Here is a 13,160-nt window from a genome sequence, read left to right as displayed (position 1 = left end):
CCTCATGGCCACAGGCGAGATTGTGCAGGATGAGCAAGCGGCGGCCGTAACGAGCGGGCGCACTACGCCCCCGCGCGCGTCGTCGCAGCGGTCGCCGCTGATGGCGGTGCTCGAGGTCGTCGCCTCGCTGCGTCTGACCGTGACGCTGTTCGCTCTGCTGATCTTCCTGATCTTCATGGGCACCCTAGCCCAGAAGGACCAGGGCGTGTGGCAGGTGGTCGAGCAGACCTACTTCCGCGTTTGGTTTGCGTGGATCGATTTCCAGGCCTTCGCCCGCCTGTTCGAGCTTTGGACCCGCTCGCCGATCGACAACGTGCCGGGCGGGTTCTGGTTCCCCGGCGGCACGCTGCTCGGCGCGTTGCTCGGGATCAACCTGCTGGCGGCCCACTCGATACGCTTCCGCGTCAACGCCCGCGGCAGTCGCCTGGTGGCCGGAGTGGCGATCACGGCGATTGGGGTTGGCCTGGCGGCCGCGCTGGTCATCGCCGATCAACGCGGCGCCGTCGAAGGGGTGTTCACCGCCGGCGTGCAGTCGCTGCTGTGGCACGCGTTGCGCGTGTCGGTGGCTGGGGTCGCGTTGTTTGCTGGCTACCTGTTCGCTGCCAGCACCAGGGCGTACCTGTCCCCTCAGCGTGCGCTCGCCGGTGGCGTGGCGCTCGTCGTTGGCGCGGTCGCAATCTGGTTGTACGCCAACCCCGAGGTCCGGCTGAACCCGTCCGGGCTCCGGATTTTGTGGCTGCTCGCGGTCTGCATGGCGGTCTCTGCGATCGGCTACGTGGGTTGCGTGCTGCTGTTCAAGAAGCGGAGCGGCGTCGTGCTGCTGCACGCGGGCGTGATGGTGCTGATGCTCGGCGAGCTGATCGTTTACACGGCCGACGAGGGCCAGATGCTCATCCCCGAAGGGGGCAGCAGCAACTACGCCGTCGATAGCCGCACCTCGGAGCTGGCGATTGTTGACGCTTCGGATCCCGGCCACGATGTCGTGACGGTGGTGCCGCAGGGTTACCTTGCGAACAGAGGTGTGGTCGAGGCCGAGGGGCTGCCCTTCAAGATCAAGCCGCTCGAGTTCCAGCTTAACTCGTTCCTGGTTCCGCTTAATTCGGGAACCAAGTACCCATCGACCAAGGGCGCCGGCTTGGGTATCAGCGCGGCGGGGGTGAAGCAGGTGAGCGGCGTCGACCGCAAGCAGCGGTCCGATATGCCGTCGCTCTACGCGGAGCTGCTGGACCCCGAAACCGACGAGTCCCTGGGCGTGTACCTCTTCTCAACCGCGATCGACCGCGAGAACCGTGGGCTGAACCCCCAGCCGGTAGAGGTCGACGGCAAGACCTACCAGGTTGCCCTGCGGATGAAGCGGCAGTACAAGCCGTACTCGGTCGAGCTGATCGACTTCAGCTTCGATAAGTTCATCGGCACCTCGACCGCCAAGAATTACTCGTCGGACGTCATCATCCACGACGACTCGCGGAGCGTGGACCGGCAGGCGCACATCTCGATGAACAACCCGACCCGCCACGCGGGCGACACGCTCTACCAGTTGAGCTTTGACCCAAGCGAGACCGCCACGGTTCTGCAGGTCGTCACCAACACGGGGCGGTTGATCCCGTACCTGGCGTGCACCATGGTCGGTCTGGGGCTGTTCTCTCACTTCGGGCAGACGCTGCTAAGGTTCTTCGACCGCCGCGAGCGAGAGCTTCTGCCGGTTGGAGATCGCCCCGAAAAGAAGCGTGGTGGATCGTGGAGATCGCCCGCGGCGCTCGTGCCGGCGGTGGTCGCGGTTTTGGCGGCGGGGTACGTGCTCGGCAAGGCCCGACCGCAGGACCGCGGTCCTGGGGCGATGCCGGTCGAACGCTTCGGCGCCCTCGCTATGGTTGAGGGTGGGCGGGTCAAGCCGTACGACAGCTACGCCCGGACGGTGCTGCAAAAAATCTCCGAGCGGCAGGAGGTCGGGCTGTCGCGTCTGAGCGAGTCGGAAGTCCCGGCGTGCGCTAAAGACAAGAAGAAGGTCACCGCGGTCGAGTGGATGCTCGACGTCATCTCCGGTCGAGAGGGCGCCGACGACTACCGCGTGTTCCGCATTACCAACCTGGACGTGCTCAACGCACTGGGCCTGGAGCCCCGCACCGGGTCGTTCCGCTACAGCCTGAACGAAGTCAACGAGAAGACCGCGGTCGTCAAGCCAGACGACCCCGCTAATCCCGAGGGCGGACAAACGGCGCCCGAGCTCAGCCGGCAGGTGGACCTAGCGGTTCAGGTCCCCGAGGAACAACGCTCGCTGTTTCAGCGGCAGGTATTAGAGCTGGCCTCGAAGGTGACCCAGTACCGTGTGATGGACGGGGCATACCGCTCGTTTGATATCCTCAACCGGGAAGAGATCCCCAGCGGCTTTGCCACCGCGGTCGCCCAGGCGGCCGTGAGCCTACGCAATGCGGGCGCCCCACTGGTTGTGCCCCCGTCGGGCGTGGAGGACACCTGGAAGACGGTGGTCGACGCCGAGATCCAAGCCTTTATGCAGCGACGCGACGGCGGCGCGGGCGAACCCCCGGTCGTCGCGCTCGACAGCGCGATCGCCGCGTACCGCGAGCAGGACCTGCGGGCGTTCAGCGAGAGCCTCGACGAACTCGAGGCCGAGTACGCCAAGTTCGAGAAGCAGCTGAACTCGCCGCTCAACATCGAGGCGGTCGGCGCCCTCAAGCCGGCCGAGCGGCTGAGCCTCGCCAAGGCTCGGTTCGAGCAGTCGTTCAACGAGTTCAGCCCGTTCTCGGTCGCCGCCGCGCTCTACGTGGCCGCCTTTGTCGCCGCCGTGCTGTCCTGGGTGGTTGCGCCGCGCGTGCTGGGCCGCACCGCGATGGCGATCGTCGCGGTGACACTCGCTTTGCACACCTACGCGATCGTGGGGCGGCTCTACATCTCGGGCCGGCCGCCGGTCACCAACCTCTACTCGTCGGCGGTGTTCATCGGCTGGGCGATGGTCGTGTTCGGCCTGCTGATCGACGGCGTCTACCGCGTGCGGCTCGGCACGGCCCTCGGCGCCGCGGCCGGCTTCCTGACGATGATCATCGCGTACTTCCTCGGGCAGGACGGCGACACGTTTACCGTGATGCAGGCGGTGCTAGACACCCAGTTCTGGCTCGCGACCCACGTCGTGTGCATCACGCTCGGCTACAGCGCCACGTTCATGGCGGGCGCGTGTGGCCTGGCCTACCTCGCCTCACGGACGCCGGCATTGTTCGGCTTCGTGCTGGCCGCCGGTCTGCTGACGCTCCGGCCGCTGCTGCACATCGGAGCCGATGAAACTTGGGGGATGGCGATGATCGGCGCCGCGGCCGCATCGATCGGCCTCTCTCTGCTGGTCGGCAGCAGGCCCCGCCAAGGCGACCCGGTCGAGGTTGAGCGGCTGCTGGAGCGGGTCACCTACGGCGTGCTCTGCTTCGCCCTCTTCTTCAGCTTCATCGGCACCGTGCTCGGCGGCCTGTGGGCGGACGACTCGTGGGGGCGGTTCTGGGGCTGGGACCCGAAGGAGAACGGCGCGATGATCATCGTGCTGTGGAACGCGTTGATCCTGCACGCCCGTTGGGGCCGGATGATCACCCCCCGTGGGTTTGCGGCGCTCGCGGTGCTGGGCAACGTCGTGACGACCTGGAGCTGGTTCGGCACCAACGAGCTCGGCGTCGGCCTGCACGCCTACGGCGGCGTCAGCGATGAGATGTCGCTTGGGCTGGCGATCATGACCACCGCCCTCGTGACGCACCTGCCGCTGCTGCCGCTCGCCAACTGCCCACGCGACGCGTGGCGGGTCTGGTTTGGGGGCTCGGCCGCCCAGTCGTAGGCGACCGACAGTTGCCCTACGGCGAGCACTAGGTTGCGGCGCACGTTGGGGTTGTCTGAGTGTTGAGTTCAGCAATCAACGCGTCTACTAGGTTCCCCATGGAAATCTCGGGGGGACCAGGTTTGTTGTAGAGAACGGCCACCCGGCGCGGTCCAATAGCGGTAGTCGTAGTCCTTGGCCTGTTCGGTTCGCCCGTCGCCCTCCGCATAGGCGTGACGAAGGCGGCCTTCTGGCAGTCATTCCCGATGCTCGTTCGGCGGTGTCCCCTCTCATACGCAGTGGGCTGGGCGTGCTGCTGCGCGATTGGCGTTTGCTGGGCAGTTGGGGTGACGCGAGGCTCCTCCACGGAGACGCGGACAAAACTCCCCCGGCGGGCAGGTCGCCCGGTAGCGAGAAAGGCTGCTATTCAAGCGGCAAGTGAGATAGCGGGGCGTCAGGTCGGCCGGGGTTTTGTCCCCTCCGCCCGTAATTCCGGACAATAACTACGGCGCCCGGCTGCCAGAGGCGCCGGGCAGAGCCGGCTTGCGGGGCTCGTGCGACACATGTTTCTTCCGCTCGGGTGGCGTGGACAAATCCCCTCGCGGGCGAGTCTCCTCAGGAGCAAATAACGCTGCCATGCATGGAACAAACGAGTCCACTGGGCATCAGCGCGGTGGGGGTTTTGTCCCCTCCGCGGGTTTTAGCGGACAGAACCCCGCCGGCACGACCAATCACCGCCCGTGCGGAGAGATTCCGACCTTGGCAATTCGTGGGACGGCAACTGCTGTGGAGCTACTCTTAGAGAGGCAGGCCCGCCAGCCTCGCGGTCGAGCCGTAGTCGCCCAGGGCGGTTGTGGCGCCCATTTCCGTGACGCACCGCGCGCCGCACGCGGCCGCCAGCCGACCGGCGTCGGGGAGGGGCAGGCCGCGGAGGACCCCGCACAGCAGGCCGCCCAGGAAGCAGTCGCCGGCGCCGGTAGTGTCGACGACAGGCCCCGGCGGTTTGACCGCTGCGACGCTGACGAACTCGCCGGGCTTCGAGCTCAGCAGCGCGCCCTCGCAGCCGAGCTTTACGCCAATCGTTCCCGTGGCGCCGGCCTCGCGGTAGGCGGACAGGATCTGTTCCGGATCGGTCAGGCCGGTTTGGTGCGCGGCCTCGTTGAGGCTCGGCACGTAGAGGTCCAGCCACGGCAGCGAGGGGGCCAGTCCCTCGAGCGTGCCGCCGTCGCCCGCGGCGTCCATCGCGGTCAGGCAGCCCGCGTCCTGGATGAACTGCAGCACTTCCGGGAGGTCGGGCCCCAGCTTCGGGAGCAGCGGGAAGTAGCCGAGCAGCATCGCGCGGCTCGCGGCGAAGAGCTCGCGGTTGGCGAAGAACGCCTGCTTGTCGAGCAGCTTCGGCGCGCCGACCGCGTGCAGGAAGCTCCGTTCGCCCGCCGGGTCGACCAGCACGGCGGTGGTGCTGGTGGGCGCCTGGTCGTGCGGCAAGAGCCCGCGGGTGTCGATCCCTTCGCCTTCGTACCGCGACCGGAGCAGCTCGCCCCAGGCGTCGCGGCCGACGTAGGTAAAGGCAGCCACCCGCATCCCGAGCCGCGCCAGCGTCACGCCGGCGTTCGAGACAATCCCGCCGGGCGCGAGCTCGAGGGGCTCGGTCCGCACGAGTTGCCCGCCGCCGATTGGCCGGTCCAGCGGAACGGGACGCACCAAGACGTCCACCACGCACGAGCCACACACCACAACGTCACGCGACGCTTGCACCGTCCGCCTCGCCTGGTTGGAGGAGTCGTGTCGCAATGGCCGCCCACGTGGGGGCGGTCAGATCGCTTCGGGCCCGCGTTCGCCGGTGCGGATCCGGACGCAGTCTTCGAGCGGCACGACAAAGATTTTGCCGTCGCCGATTTCGCCGTGGTCGCCGGTGCGGCCCCCCTTAAGGATCGCGTTGACGGTCGGCTCGACGAAATCCTCGTTCACCGCGATCTGCAACTGCACCTTGCGGAGCAGGTTCATCGAAACCTCTTTGCCGCGGTACAGCTCGGTCTGCCCCTTCTGCCGGCCAAAGCCCTGGACGTCCATGATCGTGAGGCGCACGACCTCGACTTCCGAGAGCGCCGCCTTGACGTCCTCCAGCTTGGTCGGCTGTATGATCGCGATGATGAGTTTCATTGAGGGAGCGAGAAGGGATCGTGGTGTTGCTAGAAGCCTTCATGATAGCCCGACCGCCCACAAGGGTGGTAGGCCTTGCCAAGTTCTCCGGCACGCGGCTGCCAGACGCCGAGAACCGCAGCCGCCGGCTGCCCTGCGAGACAAATCGCAGCAGAGGACGCGGCCTGCCGCCCGATTGATCAAGGACACCCCGGCTTGGGCAGGTTAGGCGGAAAACCCACCCAAGCCTTACGGGGCATCCTTCTGGATCGCATGCGGTCGAGGTCCGCTGCTCGGTCGGGGAACCGGCAGCCGGACCGGCGCGGGGATTGGGGTCGGGCCCGGGGAGAACAATCGGGCGGCGAGTTCCAGGATCCTCGCCAGGCTGTTCCGAAGAGCCGACGAGGCGATGGGGCGTGGCATCTGCATTGCCAGACTACCGGGCGTAGGCCGCGGCAAAGATAAAGTCCCACCAACTCGGGCGAGCCAGGCGGATAACCCGCCCGAGTTGGTAGGGACACTCGGTTGGACGCTCTTGTTTCGTAGCAAAGGTTCCCAGCCCGGGTGAGCCAGGCGGATAACCCACCCGGGCTGGAAATGAACCTTATTTCATTGGGCCCGGTTGTTTGGTCGGGCCGCGTTTGACTCTTTAAAAGGTTCCCAACCCGGGCGAGCCAGGCGGATAACCCACCCGGGTTGGAAATGAACCTTAGTCGTTGGGCCCGACAGGGGTCGGACCAGTGATTGGTTTGAGAGGCTTCCAACTCGGACGAGCCAGGCGGTGAACCCGCCCGAGTTGGAAGCGACACTCGGTTGGACGTCGTTGGTTGCGGTTAAAGGTTCCCAGCCCGGGCGAGCCAGGCGGATAACCCACCCGGGCTGGTAATGAACCTTGGATCGTGTGAGTGTCGCCTCGTGAGAGGCCCCCAACTCGGGCGAGCCAGGCGGATAACCCGCCCGAGTTGGAAGGGACACTCGGTTGGATGGTTAGTAAAGGTTCCCAGCCCGGGCGAGCCAGGCGGATAACCCACCCGGGCTGGCAATGAACCTTGTCTCGTTGGGCCCAGTTGTTTGCTTGGGCCGCGTTTGATTCTTAAAAAGGTTCCCAGCCCGGGCGAGCCAGGCGGTAAACCCACCCGGACTGGAGATGAACCTTGTCTCGTTTGCCTGAAGCTCAGGCAGGTATCTGTTCGACGTTCTCTATCCGCTTGGTGTCGATGGTTTCAAATCGCGGCAGCCGCTGTTTTCGACTAGTGAGTCGAGTAGGCCTGCATGCCGTGCTCGCTGATGTCGAGGCCCTTCTGCTCGTCCTCAGCCGAGACCCGCAGGAGGCCAGCGGCCTTCAGAGCCCCGAACAGGACCAGCATCGTGACGAACGACCAGCCGCAGATCGACACGGTGCCAATCAACTGCGTCATGAAGCTGGTGGTGCCGTCTTCGAGGTAGCCGTTCGGCAGGATGCCGATGGCCATGCAGCCCCACACACCGCACAAACCGTGGACCGGCCAGGCGCCGACCGGGTCGTCGATCTTGAGCTTGTCCAGCAGGATGATGCCACCGATCACCAGCACGCCGGCGACGGCGCCGACCAGCATCGCTTGCCAGTCGCTCATGCAATCGCAGCAGGCGGTGATGCCGACCAGACCGCCGAGGATGCCGTTGAGGCCCATCGACAAGTCGGGCTTGCCGAACATGACCCAGCTCAGCAGAGTGGCGGTCAAGCCGCCGGCTCCAGCCGCGAGGGTCGTGGTGACGGCACAGTGCAGCGTGCCATCCATGTCGCCGGTGGCCTGGAACGCCAGCATCGAGCCGGGGTTAAAGCCGTACCAGCCGAACCACAGGATGAAGACACCCAGGCCAGCCAGTGTGATGTTGTGGCCAGGGATCGGCACCGACTTGCCGTCGACGTACCGACCGATTCGCGGGCCGAGCAACATTGCGCCGGCCAAGCCAGCGAAGCCACCCACACCATGCACAACCGCGGAGCCGGCGAAGTCCTGGAAGCCCATCTCGGCCAACCAGCCACCGCCCCACTTCCACATGCCGCTGATCGGGTAGATCAAGCCGGTGAGAATGGCGCTGTAGATCAAGTAGCCGCTGACCTTCATGCGTCCGGCCACGGCGCCGGAAACGATTGTCGCCGCGGTGGCGGCAAACACCGCCTGGAACAGCCAGTCAACTTCCGGGCTGAACGTGCGGTCTGGCTCGATAACATAGTCGTCGAGTCCAAAACCGCCGAACGCCGCGAACTTGGTCTCGATCCCCTCGACACCGTAAAGACCGGGGTACATCAGCCCGAATCCGACGATGAAGAATAGCAGCACGCCGACGCAGATGTCCATCGAGTTCTTAAACAGGATGTTTACGGCGTTCTTCGAGCTGTTGAAACCAGCTTCGACCATTGCGAAGCCGGCCTGCATCAGGAAGACCAGCACGGCAGCGATAAACAGGAAAGCGTTGTCGAGGGCGTATCCGACACCCAGGTCGACGTCTTCAGTCGCGGCTTCTTCTTCAGCTGGCGCGTCGGCCTCGGCCGTCTCTGCGGCCTCGGCTTCTTCTTGCGCAAGGACCGCCGGCGTGGCGATCAGCGTGACGGCGAATCCCAGCAGCATCATCGCTGCGAGACTACGCCAAGAAAAGTCGGTAGTCATGAAATAGTCGTCCTCAGAAATTAGTGATCGTTCAGAAGGATTTTGGAGACGCTTCAGCGACGCAACTCGGTCTTCCACCAACGTCGCTGAAACGCTTGGCCCACTTGGGCCGGGGAGGGATAGCTAGCTATGACGAGGCGATAAAGCAACGGTTGTGCCAGAACAGCAGGCGTCGGCGTGCGCGAGGTCGTAAGTCGTTTGTGGAGAGTTGTTTAGGTTTTTTCGATGGCCCGCCAACGGGGGGGGCCGCGTGCCGCGAACCCCTGATGTCGCCGGCTTTGCGCGCACACGAAGCTTGCTCATTGGGCACAGCTTTTTGCGCCGGGAGTTGCTAGGCGTATTCGCTCACAACCTGTAGGCGCCAACGCAAAGAACCCCCGGACGCAGCGCGTCCGGGGGTCTGTGAGGTCAGTCAGCCGGGTTGTTCGTCTTAGAAGTAGTTTCGTGCTCTGCGTTGGTGAATCTTTGTGGCGCCGCCTAGTAGGTGAGAATCCAGTCGATGCCGAAAGTCGTTTGGTGATCAGAGTTGTCTGCGTAGGCGCCCGAAGTCGGGCTCCAGTCGTGTCGGATTTCAGGCCGCAATATCATGTTGGAGTTCACGCGGTAGTTCATTCCGTAGGTCATCTCGTAGTAGGAAACGCCGTCGCTCTTCCACCACTCCAAGCGGGCCCCCAGGGCGACGCAGTCGTTCAGGTCGTAGAACACGTACTGGTTGATCCCCAGCTGGTCGTCGCTCAGGCCCGCACCGCTCTGGTCGACGTAGTCAACGTAGTCGCTCTGCAGCACATAATTCAGGCTGTCGGTCAGGGTGAAGTCCAGCACGATGCTGTGCGAGTAGCCGCTGCCGCCCGAAGACCGGGCGCCAAAGTTGCCGATTGTCGAGATGTACGTCACGGTGATGTCGTCGCCGATGTCGCCGCTAAAGCCGCCCAGGTAGTTGCTGCCGCCGTTGGCCTGGTCGAAGCCGGTGTCCCAGCCGGCGGTCCAGCCACCGTACAGCGTCACCCCATCGAGCCCGCTGTAGGTAGCCAACACGCCCGTATGGGCGAACGGCTCGCTGTTGAACATCGTCAGCGAGTGGCTGTAGAAGAAGTTGTCCGGCGCGGTCACGACCTCGTACCCAACCAAGGTGAAGAAGTGGCCCGCGATCACCGACCAGTCGCCGAAGGCGACCTCGCCGTACAGCTGCGGCATCGCCCAGCCGTACTCGCCGTGGTCGAGCGACGCGTCCCAGCTGCCGAAATAGCGGTTGGCGGCGCCCGGGTTCCCAAACGCCTGGGTCTTCTGCGCGTCGGAGCCGTACATCACGTCGAAGCGGAACCCGAAGTCGAGCCCGCACGAGCCGTCGGCCACCCGTTCAAAGTAGAGCCACTGCTGGTGGAGGTTCAGGCGGTGCGGCATGTCGTTGAACGACAGCCCCTGGTTGCCGGCCCCGGGCCGCGAGAGGGGCGTGTAGTCGCTGTGGTAGCCGAGCTGGGTCCAGCCGCCAATCTCCATCCACGGGTCGCAGCCGCAGACCGCCTCGCCGAGCGACCACGGCTGACTGTCACGGCGGCTGCACGAGCGCGGCACGCATGTGTCGCACGGTTCGGCCGCGCTGGGGGGGGCGACCGGAACCGGGGTGATCGGCGCCGCGTTGCTTGGGGGCGCTGGCGTCGGGGCCGGCACGGCGTCGCTGGGGGAGGTCTCGTCGGAGTAGTACCGTTCGTACTGGAACGACGACGGCCTCACCGATCGAGGCTGGGCGATGTCACTCGCCGAGGCCCCAACGCCGGTTAGGGCAATCAGGCCGGTCGCCAGGGCGACCTGGCGAGGGGGGAAGGAGGGCATTGCTGGAAGCTCCGCGGGTAGGAAAGCGGGGAGGGAGCCGGCCAGTCAGGGGGGTCGGATTCAGGATCGAGACCGGCTAGAGGAGGAGTATCGGAGCCCCGGCCAGTCCGCCTGCTAGCATCTCTGGCGGAATGAGGGGAATCCTCGCTCCGGGCGCGCAGCAACGCGGCGCAGCGAAGGGTTCCGGGCCGCTCAAACACGGACGGTGGCGCCCGTGCAGCCGGTTGTGGCGGTCGTGCGGCGGGCTAGGCGTCGGCGCTCATCACGTCGGCGAACAGGGCCTCGACGAACTCGTCGGGCACGAAGGGCGCCAGGTCCTCGTGCTTCTCGCCGACGCCGATGTACTTGACCGGCAGGCCGAGCTGCTGGCGGATCGCGACCACCACGCCGCCCTTCGCGGTGCCGTCGAGTTTGGCGAGCACCAGTCCGGTGCAGCCGGCGGCCTCGGCGAAGCTGTTCGCCTGGCTGATGCCGTTTTGCCCGGTCGTGGCGTCAAGCACCAGGAGGGTCTCGTGGGGAGCGCCGGGCACCGGCTTGCCGATCGACTGGCGGATCTTCGTCAGCTCGTCCATCAGGTTCCGCTGCGTCTGCAGGCGGCCCGCGGTGTCGACGATGCAGACGTCGATGCCGTCCTTGGCGGCCTGCTCTGCTGCGCGGTACGCGACGCTGGCCGGGTGGCTCTGGGGTTCGCCGGTGACGATCTGCGCGCCCAGGCGGTCGGCCCAGATCGTGAGCTGCTCGACCGCCGCCGCGCGGAACGTGTCGCCGGCGCCGAGGATCACGCTCTTGCCGTGGCTCTTGAACAGGTGGGTCAGCTTGGCGATCGAGGTGGTCTTGCCGGCGCCGTTGACGCCGCACACCATCACCACCGTGGGACCGCTGTCGGCGAACTCGATCGGCGACTCCGGCTGCGCCATCAGCTCCTTCAGCTTGACCTTCAGCGCGCCGACCAGGTCCTCACGGTGCACCACGCGGGCGCGGAACTGCTGGGCGATCTCGGCGACCAGGGCCTCGACCGAGTCGTAGCCCATGTCGGTCTTGAAGAGGATCGCGCGGATATCTTCCAGGAACTCCTCGTCGACCAGCCGGCCCTCGCTCTTGAAGAGGTCCCGGATGTCGGTCTTCAAGAGGTCGCCGGTCTTCTTGAGTCCCTTCTTGAAGTTGTCGAATAGGCCCATTGCAGTCGTTGAGTAGGAGTTGTCGGTGGGAAGAGGGTAAAGGCCGCAAGCCAACAGCGGCCCACCCCGCCAGGGGTGGCGCCCCCGCGTGCTTACTTCTTCATCTTGTCGAGGATGCCGTTGACGAACGGCGCCGAGTTCTCGCTGCCAAACCGCTTGGCGAGGTCGACCGCCTCGTTGACCGCCACCTTGAAGGGCGTGTCGCCGTACAGGATCTCGAAGGCCCCCAGACGCAGCACGTTGCGGTCGGTCGCCGCCATCCGGGTGAGCGACCAGTTCTGGGCGATCCGCTCGATCTCCTGGTCGATCTCGCCGCGGTTGCGGCGGACCCCCAGAATCAGCGTCTGGGCGAACGCCTCGGCATCGGGGTTGTTGAGTCGCCCGTGCAGGAAGTCCTTCAGCTCGGCGACCGAGTCGCGCGAGTTGTGCTCGTCCTCGAACAGGATCTGAAGGGCGACCTCGCGGCTGCGGCTGCGGACGGACATAGGAAAGGGGCCGGCCTAGGGGGCCGAGTGCGGGGGTCGGGGGCGACGCGGTGCCCGCCGACGTGGCGGGCAATCCCTTATTATCGCGTTGGGAGGGCCGCCAGCAAGCCGGCCATGTGAAGGGCCGCCTCGGCGCACTCCGAGCCCTTGTTGCCGACGCTCCCGCCCGCCCGCTGGATTGCCTGCTCCAGCGTCTCGCAGGTCAATACGCCGAACAGCACCGGCAGGCTGTGCTCAATGCCAATCCGCATCAGGCCGTCCGTCACACCGGCGTTGATCCAGTGGTCGTGCACGGTGTCGCCCTTGATCACCGCCCCCAGCGTCAGGATCCCTGCGTACCGGCAGGTGTCCGCCAGCCGCTGGGTGATTACCGGGATCTCCCAGGCCCCCGGCACCCACGCGACATCCACTGCGTCCTCGGCCACGCCCCGTTCGGCGAAGGTCGCCACGGCGCCGTCGAGCAGCTTCTGGGTGATCGACTTGTTCCACTCGGCGACCACAATCGCGAAGCGGCAGTTGTCGGGTGCGTCCACGGGGGTAATGACGTTCATTGGCTTATTGAGGGTGATTGGCCTGACTCAAGGGCCGATATTAGCACGGAGTCTGTGGGCGCCAGACAGTGCGTTGCCTGTCGGGATAGGAAATCCAACCCAGCTGCTTCGAATTCTCGATCTTGATCGAGGTGTATTCCATAACATTCGAACAAGCCGGACCGAGCACCCGCGCCTGGCGACTTCTTCCTGATCGTAGTCGCCAACTCGCGCGCCCTTGACCTCGGTAGCACCATGACCTCCCCACCAGGCGTCAGCCAGTCAAGGTGTGACAGATAGTCAGGGTGGTAGCCATCCGCGGAGTTGATCCTGTGCACCACCTGCAGCCAGTCGTGCAGGCATTCCCACATGTCGATGGTGTAGCCCTGCAGTTCATCGACCGCGGTCATGGCCTGCAGCGATCGCCAAACCGGTAGTGCTGGGTCGAGTGACAGCAGCTCGCCTTCCGAAATAACAAACGATTGGATGGTTGCTTCGGCGGCTAGCTCCCTTTTGCACGCTGTCTCTTGATGTAGGGC

General features: G+C 65.5%; 8 protein-coding genes. 1 reads left to right on the top strand and 7 read right to left on the bottom strand.

The window, feature by feature from the left end; genetic code table 11:
- The first annotated feature begins 4 nt into the window (after positions 1-4).
- Complete coding sequence (gene ccsA, locus Pla123a_RS13840; protein WP_146587903.1) at positions 5-3,829, top strand: cytochrome c biogenesis protein; 3,825 nt, start codon at positions 5-7, stop codon at positions 3,827-3,829.
- Positions 3,830-4,606: 777 nt separating this feature from the next.
- On the opposite strand, the gene Pla123a_RS13835 is transcribed toward ccsA, so the two are convergent.
- From Pla123a_RS13835 to ribH, 7 genes are all read right to left on the bottom strand, one after another.
- Positions 4,607-5,563, bottom strand: a complete 957-nt coding sequence (locus tag Pla123a_RS13835) for a carbohydrate kinase family protein (RefSeq protein WP_197527948.1) — start codon at positions 5,561-5,563, stop codon at positions 4,607-4,609.
- Between the two features lie 57 nt (positions 5,564-5,620).
- A complete protein-coding gene (locus tag Pla123a_RS13830; RefSeq protein ID WP_146587899.1) occupies positions 5,621-5,968 on the bottom strand; it encodes a P-II family nitrogen regulator in 348 nt (115 codons plus the stop codon).
- A 1,229-nt stretch (positions 5,969-7,197) separates the two neighbouring features.
- A complete protein-coding gene (locus tag Pla123a_RS13825) occupies positions 7,198-8,562 on the bottom strand; it encodes an ammonium transporter (RefSeq protein ID WP_146588203.1) in 1,365 nt (454 codons plus the stop codon).
- A 513-nt stretch (positions 8,563-9,075) separates the two neighbouring features.
- A complete protein-coding gene (locus tag Pla123a_RS13820) occupies positions 9,076-10,428 on the bottom strand; it encodes an outer membrane beta-barrel protein (protein ID WP_231956460.1) in 1,353 nt (450 codons plus the stop codon).
- Positions 10,429-10,673: 245 nt separating this feature from the next.
- The gene (gene ftsY, locus Pla123a_RS13815) at positions 10,674-11,606 is read right to left on the bottom strand and encodes a signal recognition particle-docking protein FtsY (RefSeq protein WP_146587897.1); all 933 of its coding nucleotides are present in this window, start codon (positions 11,604-11,606) and stop codon (positions 10,674-10,676) included.
- 92 nt (positions 11,607-11,698) lie between these two features.
- A complete protein-coding gene (nusB, locus tag Pla123a_RS13810) occupies positions 11,699-12,091 on the bottom strand; it encodes a transcription antitermination factor NusB (RefSeq protein WP_146587895.1) in 393 nt (130 codons plus the stop codon).
- 80 nt (positions 12,092-12,171) lie between these two features.
- Positions 12,172-12,642: a 6,7-dimethyl-8-ribityllumazine synthase gene (ribH, locus tag Pla123a_RS13805; RefSeq protein ID WP_146587893.1), complete on the bottom strand. Its 471-nt coding sequence runs from the start codon at positions 12,640-12,642 to the stop codon at positions 12,172-12,174.
- Positions 12,643-13,160 lie beyond the last annotated feature (518 nt).

It is taken from the genome of Posidoniimonas polymericola (assembly GCF_007859935.1).
GTDB classification, from domain to species: Bacteria; Planctomycetota; Planctomycetia; order Pirellulales; family Lacipirellulaceae; genus Posidoniimonas; species Posidoniimonas polymericola.
Note: the sequence above shows the minus strand (reverse complement) of the source record. Positions and strands in the feature narration are given on the sequence as shown.

What these genes read in the sequence shown, in the direction of transcription:
- ccsA (WP_146587903.1), top strand. Translation starts at nt 5, where the DNA reads ATGGCCACAGGCGAGATTGTGCAGGATGAGCAAGCGGCGGCCGTAACG.
- Pla123a_RS13830 (WP_146587899.1), bottom strand. Translation starts at nt 5,968, where the DNA reads ATGAAACTCATCATCGCGATCATACAGCCGACCAAGCTGGAGGACGTC.
- Pla123a_RS13825 (WP_146588203.1), bottom strand. Translation starts at nt 8,562, where the DNA reads ATGATGCTGCTGGGATTCGCCGTCACGCTGATCGCCACGCCGGCGGTC.
- Pla123a_RS13820 (WP_231956460.1), bottom strand. Translation starts at nt 10,428, where the DNA reads ATGCCCTCCTTCCCCCCTCGCCAGGTCGCCCTGGCGACCGGCCTGATT.
- ftsY (WP_146587897.1), bottom strand. Translation starts at nt 11,606, where the DNA reads ATGGGCCTATTCGACAACTTCAAGAAGGGACTCAAGAAGACCGGCGAC.
- nusB (WP_146587895.1), bottom strand. Translation starts at nt 12,091, where the DNA reads ATGTCCGTCCGCAGCCGCAGCCGCGAGGTCGCCCTTCAGATCCTGTTC.
- ribH (WP_146587893.1), bottom strand. Translation starts at nt 12,642, where the DNA reads ATGAACGTCATTACCCCCGTGGACGCACCCGACAACTGCCGCTTCGCG.